At 69.0% G+C, this 21,030-nt stretch carries 13 protein-coding genes and 3 pseudogenes; 12 read left to right on the forward strand and 4 right to left on the reverse strand.

The window, feature by feature from the left end:
• Positions 1 to 340: 340 nt before the first annotated feature.
• The 6 genes and pseudogenes from ACO1BR_RS38950 to ACO1BR_RS38975 all read left to right on the forward strand — a co-directional run bounded on the left by ACO1BR_RS38950 (position 341) and on the right by ACO1BR_RS38975 (position 8,764).
• Positions 341 to 1,654 carry an OFA family MFS transporter gene (locus tag ACO1BR_RS38950; protein ID WP_426799853.1) on the forward strand — a complete coding sequence of 438 codons (1,314 nt, stop codon included), beginning with the start codon at positions 341 to 343 and terminating at the stop codon, positions 1,652 to 1,654.
• Positions 1,655 to 1,977: 323 nt separating this feature from the next.
• Positions 1,978 to 4,773 (forward strand): sensor histidine kinase, encoded by a 2,796-nt coding sequence (locus tag ACO1BR_RS38955; protein WP_426799840.1) that lies wholly within the window; start codon positions 1,978 to 1,980, stop codon positions 4,771 to 4,773.
• 38 nt (positions 4,774 to 4,811) lie between these two features.
• Complete coding sequence (locus ACO1BR_RS38960) at positions 4,812 to 5,255, forward strand: roadblock/LC7 domain-containing protein (RefSeq protein WP_030063293.1); 444 nt, start codon at positions 4,812 to 4,814, stop codon at positions 5,253 to 5,255.
• A gap of 7 nt (positions 5,256 to 5,262) precedes the next feature.
• Positions 5,263 to 5,880: a DUF742 domain-containing protein gene (locus ACO1BR_RS38965; protein WP_426799841.1), complete on the forward strand. Its 618-nt coding sequence runs from the start codon at positions 5,263 to 5,265 to the stop codon at positions 5,878 to 5,880.
• Between the two features lie 13 nt (positions 5,881 to 5,893).
• Positions 5,894 to 6,402: pseudogene (locus ACO1BR_RS38970) on the forward strand (IS701 family transposase); the annotation flags it as partial.
• Between the two features lie 1,354 nt (positions 6,403 to 7,756).
• Positions 7,757 to 8,764, forward strand: coding sequence for an ArsR/SmtB family transcription factor (locus tag ACO1BR_RS38975; RefSeq protein ID WP_426799842.1), 1,008 nt, complete (start codon positions 7,757 to 7,759; stop codon positions 8,762 to 8,764).
• A 178-nt stretch (positions 8,765 to 8,942) separates the two neighbouring features.
• Here the strand turns inward: ACO1BR_RS38975 and ACO1BR_RS38980 are convergent, their stop codons facing one another.
• Complete coding sequence (locus ACO1BR_RS38980) at positions 8,943 to 10,706, reverse strand: flavin monoamine oxidase family protein (RefSeq protein WP_426799854.1); 1,764 nt, start codon at positions 10,704 to 10,706, stop codon at positions 8,943 to 8,945.
• A gap of 628 nt (positions 10,707 to 11,334) precedes the next feature.
• Here ACO1BR_RS38980 and ACO1BR_RS38985 point away from each other — a divergent pair.
• Positions 11,335 to 12,198: a hypothetical protein gene (locus tag ACO1BR_RS38985; protein WP_426799843.1), complete on the forward strand. Its 864-nt coding sequence runs from the start codon at positions 11,335 to 11,337 to the stop codon at positions 12,196 to 12,198.
• 628 nt (positions 12,199 to 12,826) lie between these two features.
• Here ACO1BR_RS38985 and ACO1BR_RS38990 read toward each other — a convergent pair.
• A complete protein-coding gene (locus tag ACO1BR_RS38990) occupies positions 12,827 to 14,983 on the reverse strand; it encodes a galactose oxidase-like domain-containing protein (protein WP_426799844.1) in 2,157 nt (718 codons plus the stop codon).
• Between the two features lie 388 nt (positions 14,984 to 15,371).
• Positions 15,372 to 15,527, reverse strand: coding sequence for an RICIN domain-containing protein (locus tag ACO1BR_RS38995; RefSeq protein ID WP_426799855.1), 156 nt, complete (start codon positions 15,525 to 15,527; stop codon positions 15,372 to 15,374).
• A 549-nt stretch (positions 15,528 to 16,076) separates the two neighbouring features.
• Here ACO1BR_RS38995 and ACO1BR_RS39000 point away from each other — a divergent pair.
• The 3 genes from ACO1BR_RS39000 (at position 16,077) to ACO1BR_RS39010 (ending at position 18,725) form a co-directional block, all read left to right on the forward strand.
• Positions 16,077 to 16,325, forward strand: a complete 249-nt coding sequence (locus ACO1BR_RS39000; protein ID WP_426799845.1) for a hypothetical protein — start codon at positions 16,077 to 16,079, stop codon at positions 16,323 to 16,325.
• Positions 16,326 to 16,432: 107 nt separating this feature from the next.
• The gene (locus ACO1BR_RS39005) at positions 16,433 to 17,830 is read left to right on the forward strand and encodes a serine/threonine-protein kinase (RefSeq protein WP_426799846.1); all 1,398 of its coding nucleotides are present in this window, start codon (positions 16,433 to 16,435) and stop codon (positions 17,828 to 17,830) included.
• Between the two features lie 493 nt (positions 17,831 to 18,323).
• Positions 18,324 to 18,725 (forward strand): DUF3592 domain-containing protein, encoded by a 402-nt coding sequence (locus tag ACO1BR_RS39010; RefSeq protein WP_426799847.1) that lies wholly within the window; start codon positions 18,324 to 18,326, stop codon positions 18,723 to 18,725.
• Positions 18,726 to 18,814: 89 nt separating this feature from the next.
• Here ACO1BR_RS39010 and ACO1BR_RS39015 read toward each other — a convergent pair.
• Positions 18,815 to 19,054: pseudogene (locus ACO1BR_RS39015) on the reverse strand (IS630 family transposase); the annotation flags it as partial.
• On the opposite strand from ACO1BR_RS39015, the pseudogene ACO1BR_RS39020 reads away from it, so the two are divergent.
• Both ACO1BR_RS39020 and ACO1BR_RS39025 read left to right on the forward strand, forming a co-directional pair.
• Positions 19,054 to 19,368 (forward strand): annotated as a pseudogene (locus ACO1BR_RS39020) (RidA family protein); the annotation flags it as partial. The pseudogenes ACO1BR_RS39015 and ACO1BR_RS39020 sit on opposite strands and share 1 nt — an antisense overlap.
• 513 nt (positions 19,369 to 19,881) lie before the next feature.
• Positions 19,882 to 20,139 (forward strand): hypothetical protein, encoded by a 258-nt coding sequence (locus tag ACO1BR_RS39025; protein WP_426799848.1) that lies wholly within the window; start codon positions 19,882 to 19,884, stop codon positions 20,137 to 20,139.
• Positions 20,140 to 21,030: the final 891 nt, after the last annotated feature.

The raw sequence follows: 21,030 nt of genomic DNA on the forward strand, positions 1-21,030 counted from the left end.
TTCGACCCGTTTACCCATTGCCTGGGCGAATCACGCCGCTTTCTGACGAACCATCGTCAGCAGTTCTCCGGCCATCGTCGCCGGTGGTCCGACATCGCCCGAAAGTGCCGCTCTACGCGCGGAGCGATCCCCTCCAGCAAACGTCGCCACACTCGACAGCAGACAGGTCAAACCATTGGCAGGGGCGATCAGTTGCCCTACACTCGCCACCGCTTGACCGCTGGACATGCATCCAGGCAATTCGCCTTTCAATTACTTCTGCCCAGGCCCGGGAGGTAGACCACCGGTGCGACTCCTTGAGCATTCCCGCATCATCGCGCGACCAGGATGGAGTCGTTGGCTGGTGCCCCCGGCTGCGCTGGCGATCCACCTGTCGATAGGCCAGGTGTATGCCTGGAGCGTTTTCAAATTACCCCTGGAGAGCGCGCTGCATATCTCGGGGGCGGCCAGCGCATTACCGTTCCAGGTCGGCATTCTCGTACTGGGGCTCTCCGCGGCCTTCGGCGGCACCCTCGTCGAGAGCAGGGGTCCGCGATGGGCCATGCTCGTCTCATTGGTGGCCTTCTCCACCGGGTTCCTGATCGCCGCACTCGGCGTCGCCACCCGCTCCTACTGGCTGGTGGTCTTCGGCTATGGCTTCGTCGGCGGGATAGGTCTGGGCATCGGCTACATCTCGCCGGTGTCCACCCTGATGAAGTGGTTCCCCGACCGGCCGGGCATGGCCACCGGCACCGCGATCATGGGCTTCGGCGGTGGCGCACTGATCGCCTCTCCCTGGTCGACGCAGATGCTCTCCGCCTTCGGCAGCGACACGGGTGGGATCGCGAAGACCTTCCTCGTGCACGGCCTGACCTACGCCGCCCTCATGACGCTTGGCGTGCTGCTCGTGCGCGTGCCGCCCTCGGGTTGGCGGCCGGCCGGCTGGCGGCCCGCCGAGGACGCCGGGAAGCGGCTCGTGACGACCGCGAACGTATCCGCGAGGAATGCGGTGCGCACGCCGCAGTTCTGGTTGCTGTGGGTCGTGCTGTGCATGAACGTCACGGCCGGGATCGGAATCCTTCAGAAGGCCGCGCCGATGATCCAGGACTTCTTCCGGGACACGCCAAGCCCGGTCAGCGCGACAGCCGCCGCCGGCTTCGTCGCGCTGTTGTCCCTGGCCAACATGACCGGCCGGATCCTGTGGTCGTCGGTCTCCGACGTGATCGGCCGCAAGAACGTCTATCGGCTGTACCTGGGCATCGGCGCTCTGCTGTACCTGACGCTGCTGCTCGGCAAGAACAGCAGCATGACGCTGTTCATCGGCGCCGCCATGGTGATCCTGTCCTTCTACGGCGGTGGATTCGCCACCGTCCCCGCCTACTTGAAAGACCTGTTCGGCGGCTACCAGGTCGGCGCGATCCACGGCCGGCTGCTGACCGCCTGGTCCGTCGCCGGAGTCGCGGGGCCGGCCATCGTGGACGCCATCGCGGACATGAGACAGCAGGCCGGGCACACGGGGCCGAGCATGTACACCTTCTCGTTCTCCATCATGATCGCGCTGCTCGCCGTCGGATTCGTGGCCAACGAGCTGGTGCGCGCGGTGAATCCGAAGTTCCACGAACCCGAGACGGCGGTCCGCAGTGAATCCGTCCCCGTCCCGGCCGAGAACGCATAGGGACGCGGTGAAGGTGATGACTGAACCAGGATCGAACGACGGCGCGTAGCGGCGGTACAGGTACGGATCAGCCCTGATGGAACGTCAGTTGTTCGAGAACTGAAGTGGGGATGCAAAAAAGTGCGTGGTGGGCTCGGTCCTGCGGACCTCGTCGAGACGAAGGGAAGGGACGAAGCTTCCCTTCCAGGACACGTCCGCATCCTGGAACCACCTCGTGAACGGTCGGGGCGAGGCCACCAGTTCAGGGGCGGGGGACGCCTCTCGTGACCCCGGCAAGGCATGCGTATCCGCGGGTGCGCCGGGTGCCGAGGTGGTCCGCTGTCGTGCAGTGGCGGAACTGGCGGCTGCCCGTCAAGCTGGCCGCCGTCCTGACGGTGCCGGCACTGCTCGGCGTCGCCTCGTCACTGGTGCAGATCCAGCACGAGGTCGCAAGCGCGGAGGAATACGCGGACATCCAGCAGCTGGTCGAACTGCGAGGTGATCTGACGACGTTGATCGGAGGGCTGCGGGAGGAGCGGACCCTGTCCGCCGAGAACCTGGGCGACCGCACGCCCCTCGACCGGGCCGCGCTCCGGCGGCAGGCCCTGGACGTCGATCACGCCGGAGCGACCGTCAGGCGCACGGCCGGCAAGTACGGCCACCTCGACCAGGTCTCCAAGACCCGGTACGACGAGGCGGGCGCGTTCCTGCGACGGTTGCCTGCGCTGCGCGGCCAGGTGAACTCGGGAAGGATCGCAGTCTGGAGCGCCACTGAGCAGTACAACGCGGTCATCAAGAGTGCACTGGATCTGGACCAGGCCCTGGTCAACCAGTTCGGCGACCCCCAGCTCTCCCAGCCGGCCACCGCGTCGTACGACCTGGAGGTGGCCCAGGAGCAGATCAGCCTCCAGCACGTCCTCCTCCTGGAAGCGGCCAGGCGCGGCAGCATGGAGGACCGGGAGCTCAGCCGGGCACTACAGGACTCCGACACCAGGATGCGGGACAAGCTCGCCGACTTCCGGGCCTTGGCCACCCCCGCGGAGGAGAAGTCCTACGAGGAAACCGTGACCGGTGCGGACGTCGACCGGCGCGCCCAACTGGTGAAAGCCGCGCTGTCCGAGCCGGAGGCGTCCGACGGCCCGGGGCGGGGCACTTCGTGGCAGATCCCGGTCAAGGACTGGAAGGTCAGTTCCGAGCGAACCGGCGAGCTGATGAACAAGGCGCAGCTCCGGCTCGCCCACGACCTGCGTACGGTCTCCGCCAGGTTGCAGGACCAAACCAGCGACCGGGCGGGGGCGGCGTCCGTGATCCTGCTGGCGGTGCTGCTGCTAGCGGTGGGTATCGGTGTGCTGATCGGCCGCTACCTGCTGCGGTCGCTGGTCGTACTCCGCTCGACCGCCTTGGATGTGGCCGAGCACCGGCTGCCGGCCGCCGTCGCGAACATCCGCGAGGGCCGTACACCGAACGCGGTGGTCGAGTCGGTGCCGGTGCACACCACCGAGGAGTTCGGGGAGCTCGCGCGGGCATTCGAGGCAGTACACGGCCAGGCCGTGCGGCTGGCGGTGGAGCAGGCCACGCTGCGCAGCGATCTCCGGAACACCCTGGTCAACCTTTCCCGGCGCAGCCAGAGCCTGGTGGAGCGTCAGTTGCGGCTGATGGAGCAGCTGGAACGGCATGAGGAGGACCCCGATCAGCTGGCCAACCTGTTCAAGCTCGACCACCTCGCGACCCGGATGCGCCGCAACAACGAGAACCTGATGGTGCTCTCCGGCAGTGAGCTGGCCCGCCGCTTCGATCAGCTCGTACCGCTGGGCAACGTGCTGCGGGCCGCGGTTTCCGAGATCGAGCACTATCAGCGCGTCGTGGTGCAACTACCGGCGCCCCTGGAGGTGATCGGGTACGCGGCCGGTGACCTGGCGCGGCTGGTCGCCGAGCTGATGGACAACGCCACCAGCTTCTCCCCGCCGGACACCCAGGTGGTCATCGGCAGCAGCCGGCGGCGCGACGGTTCGGCGCTGATCGACATCCTGGACCAGGGCATCGGGATGAACGACGCCGAACTGGCCGAGGCCAACCGGCGGGTGGCAGTGGGCTCTTCCGCGGACGTGCCCACCTCGCGGCAGATGGGCCTGTTCGTGGTCGGCCGGCTGGCAACCCGGCACGGCATCGGCGTGAAGCTGACAATGGACCAGAAGGGCAGCGGTCTACGGGCCTTGGTGCTCGTACCGCCCGGACTGGTGAAGGATGAGGCCTCAAGCACCGTGGGCCAAGCGGGAACCCCGCTGAGCACGCCGGACACCAAGTCCGCCTCGCGGGTGGCGGCACTCCGGGCGACCGATACGGTCACCGCACCCCCGTTGCCGCGCCGGGGCGATGGCCGGGTGACCGCCACAGCCCGCGTCGACGACTCCGCCCCGACCTCCGGGTCCAATCCCGACGCCGCCGAGCCGGACGGCCTGGCCGACACCGGTTCGTTCGCGACCCTGTCCGCGCCATGCCCGCCCACACCACCCGTCACCGAGGACGTGCCGGATGTCACCCAGGACGCGCCCGACGTCACCGACAGCGGCCCCGCGAACGGCACACCGGTGAACGGCCACACCCTCCAGGACGCCATGCACCGGCCGGTGCCTCCGACGCCGTCCGGAACCGCAGACCCACGCGACGCCGCCACCTCCTGGTTCCGGCCGGCCACGCCGGAGCGGCCCGGGGCCGGCCCTCAGGACATCGCACGCGCACCCGCACAGCCCGCCGCGAACGCGGGCGGCCCGGCAGCGTCACAAGACACCGACGGATTCTCCTGGTTCGCGGCCGGGTCGGCCCGCCCGCCCGCGGCACGGCCCCTGGACTCCCCGCAACCACAGCCCACCGCAGGCCCCTCCAAACCCGCCGCGCCGCGCCGATCGCCTGCGGCCGAGCCGACGGGCGCCGCGGAGGCAGCCGACCACACGCGGGTCGGACTGCCCAAGCGGGTGCCGCGCGCGAACCTGGCACCGGGGCTGGCCGCACCGCGCGCCGGTGGCGTCGGCGACGTACCTGTGAGCGATGACGTGCGCGTAAGTCAGGACGCCGGCCGGACCCGCGGATTCCTCAACAGCTACCAGGCAGGAATCCGTCAGGCTCGCCCCGATGAGACGTGACACCAGCACCCCGACGAGTCCGGCAGGAGAACGATCCCATGACCGCACCCCAGCTCCGGCAGGTGAGCCAGTTCGGATGGCTGGTCACCAACTTCACCGAGCGCGTGCCCAACGTGGCACACGCCGTGGTGGTCTCGGTCGACGGGTTGATGCTGACCGCGTCGAACCGGATGCCGGACGCCCATGCCCAGCAGCTCGCCGCGATCGCCGCAGGCGCCGTCAGCCTGATCCAGGGCGCTGCCAGCTGTTTCGAGACCGGTGACGTACGTCGGACCGTCGTCCAGATGAAAAACGGGATCATGCTCCTCATGTTGATCAAAGACGGCTCGTGCCTCGCGGTGCTGGCGGCGCCGGACTGCGAGATCGGCCAGATTGCCTACGAGATGACCGTACTCGTCGACCAGGTGGGCGAGATCCTGACCCCGGAACTACGCGCCGAGTTGTACGAACTGAACCAGGCCGCCGCTCAGCAGCCTGGATAGGGCGACCATGAGCACTGGTGGAGGCCCCTTCGGAACCCCTGGGGAGGATCAGGAGCCGGAGGACGACCAGACGTTCGCCGACGTGCTCAACGCGTTCAGCTGGGACAACGCACGACGCAGGCGGAAACGCTCCGAGCCCGGCGACCGACCCGAGGCCACACCTCCCCAGGAGACGGACCGCCTGCCGACGCATCCGTCGCCGGGCTCCCCGGAGGCCGCCCCGCCCGCCGACCCGCTCAGCGCCTGGACGCCCGAGTACCAGCACCAGGACACCGACCAGTACGCGGCCTCGATCGTCCGCGCCTACACCTGGACGGGCGGCCGGACCAGGTCGAACCACCACTTCGAGATCGAGACCCTGGTGACGGCCACCGAGCTGGGTTACCGCTCCACCGCCATCGCGCAGACCGATTACCGCGCGGTGATCGGGCTGTGCGGACAGCCGGTGTCGGTGGCCGAGGTGGCCGCGCTGCTCATGATTCCCCTCGGGGTGGCCAAAGTACTGCTCGGTGACATGGCGGAGTGCGGACTGATCACCGTGCACCGGACCGCCACCACCAACGGCAACCCCACCCCGGATTGCGTGCTGATGGAGCGGGTGCTCAGCGGACTGCGTCGGCTCTAGGTGTGCTGATGAGGTGACGGTTGAGCGGGTTGAGTCGTGGTCGGAGGGGATAGCCGGGCTGCATGCGCGGTTCGCCCACTGTTTTGGCAGGTCCGAGCCGGGCGAGCGGGCACTGGACTACCTTCACGGGCTGGTCTCGCCATGGGAGAGGAAGAACGGTGGATGCTGTCCGAGCAGGTCGGACAGCTCCGCCCCGACGGTGTCCAGCGTCTGCTCAGTCTCTCCGACTGGGACGAGGACGGTCCGTGACGATGTCCAGGTCTCCGTCACGGAGACGATCGGCAGCCCGACGGTGTGCTGATCTGTGAGGACACCGTTTTCCTGAAGAAGGGCACCAGGTCGGTCGGCGTTCACCAGCAGTGCACCGGCACTGCCGGCCGCCGGGAAAATTGCCAGATCGGAACCATTCTGGCCTATGCCTCCGTCCAGGGACGGACACTGATCGACCGCGAGCTGTATCCCCCGGTCTCCTGGACCGATGACCGCGATCGCTGCCGGGGAGCCGGCATCGACGACGACCTCTTGAGGCGTGGGGCGGTGAAGAGGAGCCCAGCCGGCTCGCGCGCCTCCACTCATTCGCCGTTACCGGTGCCATTGACGAGCTTCCCGTCCTTCGGCAGGTAAGTCCGCAGCGGTTGACTGCCAGCGCGCAGACTCGTAGGCACTGCCGGGATCGGAGGTCATGCAGGAACCATCAATCTCGGTACGTACATCATGGAGTTGTCCAGGTACCGCCCTTGACCTGCGGTGCTGCGGCTAGGTAGGCCGCTGGCCTGCGTAAATGAGCCTTTCACTGTCTTTCAGGATCGTGCCGGGTTGTGTAGCGGATTCTCCCCACACGCTCCCCCAGCGGCTCAGATACTCCCCAGATTCTCCCCAGGTGGCTCCACGATCACGGCCGGAATCGAGGTGCAGGAGCCGACATTGCCTCCAGCACGCTCGGTGATCGTCGTCAGGCGTGAACGTGTGGTGGTCGCCGCGGACGATCCCCTCTTCGGGATCGATAGCCGTACCAGCACCAGCACCATCCGATCAGCAGGTTCTTGGTCTGCTGGTGGTACAGCACTGGTAGCGGCGCTGACTTGCCGATACGGCGACCGTGACGGCCGTCGGCGGGGAGTTGGTCCGTGCATGGTCCGGATCTCGGCATCGGCTACCTGAATGCGGGGGTGCGGCTGGCGGCGCCGCGCGGGGGGCGGACGTCAGGCGTACCAGCCCCACTGGTTGACCCGGCGGAAGCCGCCACCGGGGCAGTACATGCTGATGCCGCGGCGGTCGCCCAGCCATGGCCCGTTGTTGTAGTTCAGCTGGCGGTCCAAGGACCCCTTCCTGCACAGGATGCTCGCCCCGTACCGCGCAGGCCCGTGGCCGTCGCACCACACATTGGCGGATGTGGACGTCTTCCAGTTGACATGACAGCTGATGCCTCGCGCGGTGGAGGTGAGCGCCGCCGGTGTCGTGCGAGCGGATGCGTGGCTCGCGGCGTCCGCCTGGCTGGTGCCTGCCAGACCGGTGAGGAGAAGCAGTCCTGTCGCAGCTGATGTCGCGGTGCGCATGTACGGGCGGGAGATCATGTCGCCTCCTGGCGGTCGCGGGATCGTGGCGCCCTCCGGCGCCGGGCCGGGCGCCAGGCTCTCCCCCGTCGAGTGCCTGGCGCCCGGTCCCGGGTGCGGTGGGGCCGCCTGTCCGCCCCGTGGTGTGGAGTACCCGGCACGGGGTGCGCCGTGCCACCGCGGTGTGCGCGGCGGTGTGTTCGGCGCTCCCATGCTCGCCGTGGCGCCGGGCCGGTGCGATGCTTTCAGCGACAGCTGAAGTGTCAGATGCCAAGGGGGAGAACGTGTTACGCGTGCACTGCTCCGCAGAGGATCTGTTACGAGTGACGTTCGCCGAAGAGCCGGCACCCCTGCTGGAACTCAGCCTGGCGTTCTCGATGTTGCAGCGCCGTGACGCGCACCCGGTCTTCGGCCCCTGGCGCCGGCGGACGGCCCGCGGCATGCCACGCCAGGCAAGGGCCCTGTTGGAACTGGTCTCCCCGCTGGGCGCCGGTCCCTTCTTTCTGGACCCGCCCAGCCCCGCCTTCGACGAGGGGCTGGAGCGGGTGCTGTCGACACCACGGGCCGCAGCCCGCGCGGAACTTGACCGGATGTGCGGCATCGACCGCTCGCTCTCGCCGTGGATGCGCAACCTGGCCGCCGGCGAGCGAGATGCCTGGCAGACCCTCGACCAGGCGATCCGCTCCGCCCATACCAGCGTCCTCGCCGAGAACTGGCCCGACATCCGGGCCGGCTTCCAAACCGAAATCGCCTGGCGTGCCCGGGTACTGGCCCAGCAGGGCCTGCACGCGACCCTGTCGGGCCTGTGTCCGTCCCTGCGGTGGCGCGGTCTGACCCTGGAAGCCCGATCTCCCCGCGACCAAGAGTTCACCCTGCACGGGCAGGGCATCATCCTTCAGCCCTCGCTGCTGTGGGCCGACCACCTGCTGGCCGCGGCGTACCCCGACGGACGTTTTGTGCTGATCTACCCCGCCCTCACGCCGCTGCCCCTGAGAGGTCCGGGGGCGAGCGACGATCCGCTCACCCCGCTCGTGGGCGCGACCCGGGCACGGGCCCTGCGGCTGCTCGTCCGACAACACACCACCACCGACCTCGCCCGCGAACTGTCCGTCACCCCCGCGGCCGCCTCCATGCAAGCCAAGACGCTCCGGCAGGCCGGCCTGATCGTTTCCCAACGCGACGGGAAAGCCGTGTGGCACTGGTGCACACCCCTCGGTCTCGGCCTGCTTGCCGCCAACGGCGGTCCCACCGAGGCTCATGGCCATCGGTCGGCCGCGCGGGGCCGGATTGGTGCACAACCCCTTCCCGTGAGAGGCGGGGCTGCCCCATGACGCCACAGCGGTGCCTACCCGCCGCGACAGCGGGGCCGCTGCCGTGCTCATCACCACCTGGACAGCCGAACGGCCTGCCGGCGAAACCGACAGGCCGTCACGGAAGTGCGGGGTCGATCAGCGGGTCCGGGGTTCGAGTCCCTGGTACGCGCCCATCACCCGCGGCGCGTCGCGCGGTTCAGCGCTGGTGGATTTCCAGGCCGGCCCGCACCGCGCTTTCCAGTGCCCCCTCGATCCAGGCCGGTTTGAGGCTGGTGTGCTCGCCGGCGAAGTGCACGCGCCCCTCCACGGTGCGAGTGGCCGGGTGGTGCTCATGCAGTTGGCCCGGGGTGAAGATGACCGCTTCGCCGAGTGCGTAGCGGGCCCGTGCCCAGGACTGGGTGGCGCCCACGCCGGTGAACTCCTCGCGGACCTGGGGGCCGAACATCCGGGCAAGGTTGTCCAGGGCGAAGGCGTAACGCTCCCCGTCCGTCAGCGAATCCCAGCGCATCGCCTCGTCGGACCAGGTGTAGGAGGCCAGGACGACACCGCCGCGGCTCCCCTCGACCACGGAGGGGAAATAGGTGAAGCGGTTGGGGGTGTCCGATACGCAGCCCCCGCCGGTGAACCCCTGCTCGCCCTGTTCCCAGAAGCGGTTCTTGAACTCCAGCAGCACTTTGGTGGCCGAGTCGTAGTGGAGTTCGGCGATGGCCCGCCGCTTGGGGTACGAGAGCGCGGGCTCGAATTCGCAGAACCGCACCGCCGAGAACGGCGCGGTGACGAGGGCGTAGTCACCCTCGAAGACCTGTTGGGGCTTGACGGGCGCGCCGTCGCAGGATTCCTCCGTTCCCGACTCCGCCGTGGTCTCGATACGCACCCCGTCCGCGGTCTGAGTGAGCCTGGTCATCCGCCGGTTGAAGTGGATGACGCCTTTCAGCCGGGCGGCCAGTGCCTCCGTCAGCATCGCCGTGCCGCCCTCCAGCTCCCAGAACCTGGTGGACGGCGTGATGATCGACCGGTCGATCAGCGTGGGAATCAGCGAGTAGTGCAGCCGCGAGGTGACGTTCTCCAGGGTGCCCGCCGCCTGGATGTCCGCCGGGTTCCATCCGGCGCGTTCCACCAGGTACCGGTGCGTGGAGTAGTCGTCGAATTCATGGATGACCTTGGCCCAGGCGTCGATCTGGCGCTGGATGGAGCCCTGTTGGGGGACCGTCACCACATCCAGCGCCTTGTCCAGCGCGGCGGACATGGTGCTGGTGGCCGAGGCGCCGAAGGTTCGGTTGATCGTGCCAGGCGATGTGGCGTAGGCGCCGCGGGTGACCCGGGTGCCGTTGACGTGGATGAGGGTGCGCGAAGTGCCTTCCGGCGGACGGAAGGAGGTCGGTTCGCCATTGGTCCAGGTCTGGCCGTTGAACGACTTGTAGACCACCGGCGGCACCTTGCCGCTGGGCCGGGCGCCGGGCGCCACATCGGCGTAGTAGAACAGGCGCCGCTTCAGCCGCAGTTTGTCGGCCAGCGCCAGCACCATGGGGTGGAAGTCCGGCAGCCGCATGGCGCCCGCCTCGGCGTGCAGCGACCTGTCGGAGAACACTCCCTTGAAGGTCTTGATGCGGCCGCCGGCCCGATTGCCGTTGGCTTCCACAATGGTGACCCGGTGCCCGGCCTCCTTCAGCAGCAGGGCGGACACCATGCCGGCGATTCCGGCGCCGACGACGAGAACGTGCTTGGGTTTCGTGGACTTGGCGGCCTGGGGAAGTCCGTGGTCGATGAGAATGTTCAGATAGCGCAGCTTGAGGTCTGCACCGTCATCGCCCACCAGCAGCACCTTGCGGGCAAGGTCATGGCTGACGGCATCGGCCGCACCGGCCGTCCTGGGCCCGGCGACGGCGGTGGAGCCCGCCCCCGTGGTCAGCGCTCCGGCGCCGAGCGCGGCGGCGGAACCCAGGAATCCACGGCGCCCCATGGGGCGCGGAGAAATAGTCACGCGGCGAAGTTACGAGGGCGGCAACACGGTTGTCAGCGCGATCGAGAACAACGGCAAGAACTCAACTGGCCCACTACCGAGTCGATTTCGCTACTCTGCATCTCGTTCGCTCACCAGTGCCGCATCGCCGCCCGGGCGGCCTTCGCACCTGGATCCGAAGAAGCGAATTGCCCCCTTATCGCGGGCGTCGGAACCGCGTTGACGATTGAGCCGCCAACGGGCGCCGGTAGCCGGAACATTCGGCACCGAGTCCAAACATTGAGATCCGGCCGATAGTTCGGCCGGTGGCGGGTACACAGCTGGGCGCGCGGCGCGTCCAGCCGCCGGCGCCCCGCCAAGAGTGCCCGCAGGGCGGTCGTCGCTGTCGGTGACCGGCGTGGGATGACGTCGGCGCCGGTGGCCGTGCTGCCGTCCGCCACGTGAGGCGCTTCTGGTAGGTGCCGGTTCGGGTGAGCGTGGAGACGTCGTCGCCCAGTGGCTCCACGATCCACCTCGGCGGGAATGCTGCCCCGGCTCACCGGACATCGACCAGGCCGGTTTCCGCACCCCGCTCGACGAACGCGTCCTGGCCGACACCGACACCCTGTTCGTCTTCGGGCAGGACCACATGGTCACCGGCCAGGAGGCGGAGCCGGGCGAGGTCGAGGCGCTGCGGGCGTTCCTCGGCAGACCGGACGCCTGCCTGGTTCTCGGCGTCCACCACGACGTGGGGGAGTCGGACGAGTTGGCGGTGCGGGACATCGAGTACCACCATCACGGCGATCCCCTGGTTCCCCGGCAGCAGCGCTTCGCCGGCTACATCCGGGGCGTGATGCGCGCGCTCGGCGTCCCGGTGGAGAACCGCTACGGGCTGCGGCCCGCCGTGCGGGAGCAGGACAAGATCGCCCCGTTCGTTGCGTTCAGGGACCTGGATGCCAAGCGATGGCTGGAAGGGGTGACCAACTTCAACTTCCACCAGCACCTGCCGCACTACGCCGTGACGACGGACGAGCCGGACACGGTGCGCGACGGCGTCAGCCACCCGGCCGTCGAAGGCAGCGGCATCGCAGGGTCCAACCGGCTGGCGACGCCGTTGAAGGCAGGCGCGTTCGTGCTCGGTTACCCGGACGAGATCGGCAGCCTCCAGATGCCGCAGCCGGAGGCACTGGGACGCAACGGCAGCTACGCGGTCTTCCGCAAACTCCACCAGGACGTCGCCGCGTTCCGCCGCTACCTGCGCCAGGCCGCCACCGGCCCGCAGGCTGAGGAACTGCTGGCCGCCAAGATCGTGGGCCGCTGGCGCAGCGGAGCTCCGCTCGCCCTCAGCCCGCAGCACGACGACCCCGCCCTCGGCGCGGACCCCGACCGGCGCAACACCTTCCTGTACGCGCGGGAGGACCCGACCGGATTTCTCACCCCGGTGGTTGCCACATCCGCCGGACCAACCCCCGGGACGCCTCGGTGGCGGGGGCGGTGCGTCTGCACCGCATGATCAGACGCGGCGCCGTCTACGGCCCGCCACTGTTCGACGGTGCTCTGGAGGACGACGGAGCCGACCGCGGCCTGCTGATCGCCTTCGTCGGAGCCCACCTGGGGCGGCAGTTCGAGTTCGTCCAGCCCCAGTGGATCAACGACGGCGCGTTCTTCGGCGCCGGTGATGCCAAGGACCCGGTCGCCGGATCCCACGACGGCAGCGGTGGCTTCACCGTTCCCCGGCGGCCGGTGCGCCGGCGCCTGCCCCCGCTGCCGCGGTTCGTCCTCACCCGCGGCGGCGAGTACTGCTTCCTGCCGGCCTGCGCGCCCTGCGCTGGCTGGGCGATCTGCGGGACTGACCGTGCGGCGGTTCCGCGCCCGGGCGGGAGAGCGGGGCCGGCCATGGTGAAGCCAAAGAGCTGCCGGGCATCGCGGAGACGGGTCGCGCGGAAGGCGCCTGACGGGCAAATGCCCAGGTCAGGCACCTTCTCTCGGACCTCTAGAAGAAGCCCAGCTTCTTCGGCGAGTACGAGACGAGCAGGGCAGGGGCGTCTCGTCGGGAGTGGTGGCCGCGTGTCCGGACTCCGGAAGGGGAGACGGAATCCGGACAACGTGCGGGCGGGCGGATCGCGGTTGCCGCTCCGCCGCTATGGGGCCATGCGGACGATCACGCCCTCGGACGGGACGCCGTGGCCGTCGACGACGATGAGCTGGTAGTCACCGGGAGGCGCCGCCGCCGGGTTGCGCGGCGGTGTCACGGTGATCGTCCACCGTTGATCCTTGTGCTGTTCACGTCGGTCGACGGGGAGCCAGACGTAGCGCTGGTCCATGTCGTTGCCGTGTGTGGTGCTGCCCAGGCGGATGATCGCCACTCGGACGTCGTCGTCGAGGCTCAAGCCGGAGGCGGTGATCTCGACGCCGTCGCCGTAGCGGAGCGTCGCACCGCCGGCTTGGCCGGCGACGTCGTGGACCGAGGGGCGGGGCCCGCGCCACAGGTAGGGCGGGAAGTAGCGTTCGGCGTCGGTGTGGACCTGGGTCCAGGCACGGCGGTTCTTCGGATCGATGGAGATGTCGTACTTGCCGTTGTCCAGCTTCCTGTTGTTGCCGAAGCCTCCGCTGCTGCCCGCCTTCAGTACCGTGCCGTCGAGTTGCAGCAGCGCGGTCGAGTGGTAGCGGCGGTCGGTTTTGGCGCGGGCGGCGCGGGTGAAGGTCTCCCGCTCGGGGTCGAAGAGTTCGGCCTGGCGGACCTCTTCCCGGTTCTGGTCGCCCCAGCCGGTCTTGGACCCGCCGGTGACCAGGACCGTACCGTCGGCCAGCAGTGTGGCGTCGCAGAGCACGCGGGCGTGCGCCATCCGCTTCCTCGGCCCCTTGGGGTCCCGCCAACGCCCTTGTCCGCTCCGTGACTTGGTGGTGTCGACCTCGAAGATCTCGGCGGTGGCGGTGGCGTCGTGGTCGGGTGACAGATCGCGGTGGTTGCCGTTGTGCTCGCCCTGGCCGCCGACGGCCAGGATCCGCATGAGGCGCTGCCCGGGGGTGAGCGGAAGCAGCACCATCGAGCCGTAGGTCGGGTAGCTCCGTGAGCCCTTGGACTTCATGCGGTAGAGCTCGGGGGCCCGCACCAGGGGAGCTTGCTGCTGCGGCGCGTACTCGTACAACCAGGCCCGGTTGCATTCGGTGAGGGCGATGATGGTGCCCTGCTCGCTTCCCCTGGGGAGGACGAACACCCACGGGTAGGTGCCCAGTACTTCGGGCCATCCGTTCGGGGTGGTGCCGAGCTTCGACGTGTCGATGAGGTCGACCTCTCCGGTGTCCACCATGCTTCCGGTCGCCGGATCGTAGATCCGGTAGTCGTTGATGATGTTGTCCCAGAACTTCTTGTCGTTGGTGTTCTCCGCGGCGTCCAGGACCGTCTTGCTGCCCGTGGTGATGAGCATCCGGCCGTCCGGAAGAGTGGTCACCGTCGGATACCAGCGGTACGGGTCGATGTTCGCCGGGAGCAGCGTCCAGGTGTCGGTCCCGGCCTCGTAGGCGTACATGTGGTGGGCGTTTTCGATGACGCCGTCGTTCTCGGGGAAGATGTCGGGCGCGATGTTGCCGCCCACCACGAAGAGCGTGCCGTCGGGGAAGTGGGCGGCGCCCGCGCAGAAGATGTTGTCCCGCCAGGGCCTGGGCGGATGGTGCCTGGGGAGGGTCACGTCCGGCAGCAGCGTGTCCCGGGTCGTGCCGGTGTGGACGTCGAGCACCTTGGCCTCGACGTCGTTGAGCTTGGCGCCGAACCAACTCCACTGGCCCGCAACGCCCATCGGGTCCTCCAGCGGCTCCCCGTTGCGCTTGCGCAGGCGAGGGGCCGAGAACATGAGGATCCGGGGATCGGCGGTCGTGCCCATCAGAGCCGCGTGCATGGCCACGATGCCCAGGTCGCCCTTGGTCGGCCTGCCTTCTTCGTTCCTGAAGTCGCCGTCGTACCACCGGCCGCCGATCGGCTCGATCCACACATCGACCGTCGACTCACCGTGCGGGGTACTCACCCGGAGCCGGTCCGTGGGCTCCAGCGGCGAGCCTGCACTGCGCGGTGTCACCCACACCACGGCCTGGTTCTCCCCGGCGACCCGTACGTCGGCGCCGTGCTTCCGGCCCGCGGCCTTCTTGCCGGTGGCGAGTGCGGTGCGGCCGGTGGTGCTGGACACGGTGGCCTCGACCGTTGTGCTCCTGCGCCCGTCCCCCACGGTGTTCAGGACGAGCGGAACGGCCTCGCCCCGACCGGTCGATTCGTCCAGCCGCAGCCGCAGCACCGGCGGGTTCACGGAGGCGCCTGGCCGCGTCGGCGGCGCGGCGGGAACTCCTGGCGTACCGGCGAAGCTCCGGGGCGAGCCGGCGAGCAGAGCGGCGCCCGCCGCGCTCAGCGTTGCCGCGGCGAGCACGGAACGGCGCGTGGGGGATGGCTTGTTCGGTAAATCATGAGCTCCGTTTGGCGAGTTCACGGGATTCCGCGAGTGTTCCGAGCTGTTGTGGTCGTTCGATTCCCCAGCGGTCATCAGTACTTCTCCCCTTGGGCCGGTGGCCGGTGGCCGGTGGCCGGTGGTCGACGTGGGAGGCGGAGGGTGGGAGGCGGAAGGTGGGGCTGACCGGTGTGTGCATGCCGCCGGGCCGGGTTCAGGTGCGGCGGCGGCCAGGTCGGCTGGTGCGGGTCTCTCAGACGGGCAGCCACACATCGTTGGCGGCGCCGTTGGTGCAGCTGTACTGGATCAGCTGATTGCCCTTGCCCACACCGCCCTTGATGGTGAGGCACTTGCCGATGGACTCGGCGATGATCTGGTAGCCGATGCCTTTGGGGGCGAGCCGCCACAGCTGGGTGTCCCTCCCGACACGTCGGCGACCTGGTCCGGATCACTGGCCGGCCGTAAGCGATGCGCGGCTGACGCCGGGCCCGGCGAGGTCACTGTCGAGCCTCCGGCGACCGCTGCGATCAGCCCTGCGCCCGTGATCCGCCGCTTTCCCATCGCGTTCATCCTTCCGCCGGCCGCGAGTTGGGCGATCGGGCGCGAACATGCCGGGGGTGCGCGCCGGTCGCGATGGAGCGATCGCATCCATACGTCCGACACGGTAAGCAATCAGTTGATTACTGACTGTATCTACGGAGGTGGGATCGCCACAGGGGGGAACGGGAGTGATCAAGGCCGGCGGTGCGCCCCCATGCGCCCGCCTCGTGCCCCCTGCCGGGCGCGAGGCGGCGTTTGCCCCGCGGCGCCAGTGCGCTACCGAGGCGCGGGGCATCGGCGGGTCCCTCGTTCACCCAAGAGGCCCGTTCTTAGCGGCACTTGTGGTGGCAGTCGGGATCGGCGGCGGGCCTCGAACAGGCCCGCATCATGATGGAAGCGGCGGGTGGCCCGGTTATGCATGCACCCAGTAGCCCTCCAGTGTGCGCACGGTGCGAGCCCCAGCCCGGCCTGGGCCCCGGCCTCCCCCCACCAGCGCGCCTCCCACCGGCTCCACAACCTCCTCGAACAGGCCGCCGACGCGGCCGGAGCCGATGTCGAGATCTTCGGAGCCATCAACATCGGTGACCTCGAAGTACCCATCCATGACAGCGGAGTTGAGTACCCAGCGGGCTGGCAGGCGGAGCCCGACTGCGCGGACTGGAGGTGAGGCGCCGCGCTTCCTTCTGCGCTATGGCTTCTTTGCCTGCCTCGACTACTTTCCATGCTGGACGAATGGCCGACTCGCCGACGCGGTACGGGGCTAGGGTGTGCGCCATGGCAGAGGTGAGCGGGGAGATAATCGGCGGCCGCTACCGGCTCCTGGAGCAGATCGGGCAGGGCGGTATGGGCCGTGTGTGGCGGGGCCGTGACGAGACGCTGGGCCGGGAGGTCGCCGTCAAGCAGGTCACGCTCCCGCAGGGTGTGAGCGACGAAGAGCGAGATGTCCTGCTCCGGCGCGTCATGCGTGAGGCGCGGGCCGCCGCGCGGCTCAACCACCCGGGGATAATCACCGTGCACGACGTGGTCGAGCACGAGAGTGCGCCCGTCATCGTCATGGAGTACGTGAGGGGCACGTCCCTCGCCGCCGCCGTGGCGCGGGACGGCCACCTGCCGGTGTGGCGGGTCGCCGAGATCGGCGTCCTGATGCTGAAGGCGCTCGGACAGGCCCATGCCGCGGGCATCGTCCACCGTGACCTCAAGCCCGACAACGTCTTGCTGATGGACGATCGCGTGATCATCACGGACTTCGGCATAGCGCACATGTCGGACGCCACCATGGCGCTGACCCACTCCGGGACGATTATTGGCACCCCCGCCTACATGGCCCCGGAGCAGTTGGAAGGCAGGCCCCCGACGCCCGCCACCGACCTCTGGTCATTGGGCGCCACCCTGTACACCGCCGTCGAGGGCCGGCCGCCGTTCTCCGCCGAGACGTTCACCGCGCTGTGCATCGCCATCGTCACGCAGGATCCGCAAGTGCCGGAGTGGGCCGGGGCACTGGCTCCGGTGCTGGCGGCCCTGCTGACGAAGGACCCGGCGCAACGAGCCACCGCCGAGCGGGCGCTGGCGGCGCTGGACGCCCTCTCCCGCGGCCACGGGGCCACCGGGATTCCCGTGCCGGGCCAAGCTCAGGCTCCCGTGCCGACGGAGGTCGTGCCGCCCGGGCGGGTGCCGGTCCCGTCGGGGTTCGGCCCGGCACCGGCACCGTTCAACGCGCCGCCCGCCCGCGCCGCGTCGTCGGCCCCCGCCGCCGCATGGGGCGCGGCACCCGCCGCACCCCCGGCGCCTGCAGCGTCCGCCGTACCCGCCAGACGGCCGCAGCCGTCCCCGGCCTTGCTGGTGCGCGGCGTGGCCTGCTTCGCCCTCGTCTGGATCGGCACCCTCATCCTGCCGTGGAACGGAGTACTCCCGCGCTGGAACGGCATCCCACGGGAGGTACTCGTCTCCGGCGTGGCCGTGGTGGCGGCCCTGCTGAACACGGCGATTCGCCGTCCCCGGTGGCCGACTGCCCTGGTGTGGCTGGCGTTCGTCGCGCTGAACTTGGCGCTGTTCTTCGCGGTGGCCATGACCTTCCCGATCTGGGGCTGGATGGGGATCATCCTCAACGCGCTGCTTCTGGGCACCTCTTGCTGGTTGCTGTGGTGGGTGGTGCCGGACAGGCACAGCCGCTGACCGGTAACAATCACCACGGCCCCCCCGCCGCCAGCTCTGCCACCCGGCCCGGCCCGGGCTGCCCGCAGTTCGCCGACGAGGGAACGGTCACCGTGAGCGAGGACTGCCTGAGTCTCAACGTGACCGCGCCGCTGCGCACGGAAAGACGGTCTGACCCCCGGTCGCGTTCAGACCTCCCGCACGTCCGCCGAGATGATTTCGCCGTTCCGCACGGTGTAGCTACCGGCGAAGTGCCGCTGCGTCCCATCGGTTTGCGTTGCGTCGAGCCGCATCGTCACACAGGACGGTCACCCTCGCCGCGATCAGGCTGTGGCTCCGGTGATGACCTCGGCTTCAGGCAGCGGGGCGGCCCTTCGTGGCTCCCGCCACGACCACGGAAGCCCGAGGAGCCGGTGAGCCTGCGCACCTTTGTGAACCATCGGGCCGCGTGCCGCGTCCTCCTGATGCGCGGCCCGTGCCGGGCGGGCTCTGCGCGAGGGAGAGCAGGGGACGGATGACGGGCGAAACGATCGGTATCGGGCTGGCCGTATCGGCGGGCCTGGTGAGTCTGTGGGCCGGTGCCCGGGAGGCACGGCGGCAGATGCGGCTGAGCCGCTACGGGCTGCATGCCGAGGGGGTGGTGGTGGACCAGGAGCATGAGCCGGGGGACGATTGTTCGACGCCCGTCATCGAGTTCACCGACCGGCAGGACCGGCCTGTCAGGTTCCGGCCCGTCGCGACGGGGCTGGGGCGGGGGCTGGCCCTCGGAGCCCATGTGCCGGTCGTCTACCTGCCCGAAAGGCCGGACAGCGCAAGGGTATTCACCCGGAAGCATCGCCTATCACTGATCGTCGGCCTGTTCGCCGGAAGCATGATCTTCCTCGGCGTCGCGGTTGGGGTCGTGCTCACGCGCTGAGCTTGTTCTCCCCCCTCGTCCTCACTAACGGATCCACCGCCAGACCTGTCACGGGACCCCTCGGACACGCTCCAGTGTCCTGCGCCAGAGATCCGTCGGCAGAAGTGGGTGAGGGAGCCGAGGATTTCCTGAGCTGTCGTGGTCCAGATGAACGGCTTGGGGTCTTCGTTCCAGTTCTTGACCCACGCCCGAATATCCGCTTCGAGCGCCTGGACGTTTTTGTGTGCGCCGCGGCGGATCATCTGGTCGGCCAGGAAGCCGAACCACCGCTCGACCTGGTTGATCCAGGAGGAACCGGTCGGGGTGAAGTGCAGCCGGAATCGGGGGTGCCGGGCAGGTCGCCTGGGACGCCCACGGTGTCGCGGTCGGCGAAGGCGCCCTCGCCGCTCAGGTCGAGCAGTGCTACCTCAATATCGGCTCGGCCCTGGCCGCGGCCGGTGGTTCCTTCGACGACGTGGCGAAACTGACCGTCTACGTCGTCGACTGGACCCCCGACAAGATGCCCCTGCTCTTTGAGGGGATCACCCGGGCGGCCGCGAAGCTGGGCGTCACCCCGGTGCCGCCGGCCACGCTGCTGGGCGTCGCGGTACTGGACGTACCCGAGCACCTGGTCGAGATCGAAGCCACCGCCGTCATCGACTGAACGGATGCTCTTCGCACCGGAACTGTCTGATGTCATTCCGCGGGCGTTCACGGATGTCCGCGCTCGACGGGGTTCGGGTCGGCGGTGGCTGAGGGCGGGGGCAGGCCCCAGGGGCTCCGGGCGATCAGCCGGCCGTTTCATCAGCCCCTGAAGATCAGTCCCCGCGGGGGCGAGTGCCCAGGACCTTGGCGGCGAAGCTCGCCAGGTGCTCCCTCAGGCCCGGCCTCCCGCGCCTGCTCGCCGCCGGGTACGGATGTCGGTGCCCCGTGGCCCCTCGCGTACCCGTCCACCATGCGGCACCTACCCCCGGCGCGCGCTGGTGGACGAGCGAGCGGGACACGGCCTCAGGCTCGCGGCGCGGCCCGAACTGGGCCGTTCTGCCAGCAGCGTCCCCTCGCCGCACGGTCGGCAGAAACAACCTTTCTGGGAGTGCGGCGGTCTTACCAGGCGTCGTGCTCAGAGGGGCAAGGTCTGTCGACCCGCACGGGTAAATCAACTGGAAGGGTGTACGCCATGGTGCTCGATCCCCACTTCTGCCTGGACGTTCCGGAGGGTTTCGACGATTCGGATGCTGAGACCGGGGTGCATCCCATCGCCAGGAAGCTGTTCCTCGGCGCAACTTCCGCGGAGGCTTTCAGGAAAGCCCATGAGTGGCTGCGGGAACAAAGCGTCCGCCCGGTAGACGTGTCGTGGACTGTCTTGGACGGCGAGGACGAGCCCTACACGCTGAGCATCTATTTCACGTTCGAGCTGGATCCCGAAGACACCTGACTACGACGGTGCAGTTCGTTTGGATCATCCGGTCGTTGGCCCGAGATACCGTCCACTTTCTGAACGTGATCCTTGGGTTCTGGGTGGGTGGGCATGAACTCCTGTCGTTGGCGGGATGGATGGGCGTGGATCGTTCGCTCGTCTCGCGTGTGGAGGTGGGTGGTGCCATCGTCGCCGCTGGAGGCCGGGGGAGAAGGTCCGCGAAGAAGTGGTGTATCACTTGATCGTTTGCGGGAGGTCCTCATGCGGTACGCGCATGGAGGTGGGCTGACGCCCAAGGAGGCGATGCAGCCCCGGTCGTGTGGTGGGGCGTCAATTGCCGGACAGCCGGCCAGCAGCGCCGGGATTGAGGCGGCGCCTGAAACGGGGGCCTGGACCGGAAAAGATCGTCCGCAAACTTCAGGGGCAGTGGAGACTGTGAGGCAGTTCTCCCCGATGTGATCAGGAGCCCAGTGGACGACAGGGAATTCGCCGAAGCTCTGGAAACAGTCCTGCGGGACCTCCGGGCACAGTGCGCGGTGCAGCCAGATATACGTTCGGATGACAGGTTCGGGATCATGCTCTGGGCCCCGGACGGTTCAGGCCAGGGCCTGACCCCACATCCGGATGGCACCGCCGCAGAGCTGCTCGTGCACCTGGCAGATCAGGTCCAGGACTGGGCGGTGGAGGCACTATGGTCCGAAGGCGCATCGGCGGTCTGGCCACAGTGCCCGACGCACTCGGACACGCATCCGCTGACGGCGACAGTCCGCACGGACACGGCGGTGTGGGTATGCCCGAAGAGGGAAACGGCAGTGGCACGGATCGGGGAAATGCCGACCCAATAGAGCGGGCGGGGCCTGCGGCCAGCGACAACCGGGGCCAGCCGCGCAGCGGCTGTGGCCCCGGTTG

It is taken from the genome of Streptomyces sp. YGL11-2, assembly GCF_050054615.1.
Lineage (GTDB): Bacteria > Actinomycetota > Actinomycetes > Streptomycetales > Streptomycetaceae > Streptomyces.

What these genes read in the sequence shown, in the direction of transcription:
- ACO1BR_RS38960 (WP_030063293.1), top strand. Translation starts at nt 4,812, where the DNA reads ATGACCGCACCCCAGCTCCGGCAGGTGAGCCAGTTCGGATGGCTGGTC.
- ACO1BR_RS38965 (WP_426799841.1), top strand. Translation starts at nt 5,263, where the DNA reads ATGAGCACTGGTGGAGGCCCCTTCGGAACCCCTGGGGAGGATCAGGAG.
- ACO1BR_RS38980 (WP_426799854.1), bottom strand. Translation starts at nt 10,706, where the DNA reads ATGGGGCGCCGTGGATTCCTGGGTTCCGCCGCCGCGCTCGGCGCCGGA.
- ACO1BR_RS38985 (WP_426799843.1), top strand. Translation starts at nt 11,335, where the DNA reads ATGGTCACCGGCCAGGAGGCGGAGCCGGGCGAGGTCGAGGCGCTGCGG.
- ACO1BR_RS39000 (WP_426799845.1), top strand. Translation starts at nt 16,077, where the DNA reads ATGCACCCAGTAGCCCTCCAGTGTGCGCACGGTGCGAGCCCCAGCCCG.
- ACO1BR_RS39005 (WP_426799846.1), top strand. Translation starts at nt 16,433, where the DNA reads ATGGCAGAGGTGAGCGGGGAGATAATCGGCGGCCGCTACCGGCTCCTG.
- ACO1BR_RS39010 (WP_426799847.1), top strand. Translation starts at nt 18,324, where the DNA reads ATGACGGGCGAAACGATCGGTATCGGGCTGGCCGTATCGGCGGGCCTG.
- ACO1BR_RS39025 (WP_426799848.1), top strand. Translation starts at nt 19,882, where the DNA reads ATGGTGCTCGATCCCCACTTCTGCCTGGACGTTCCGGAGGGTTTCGAC.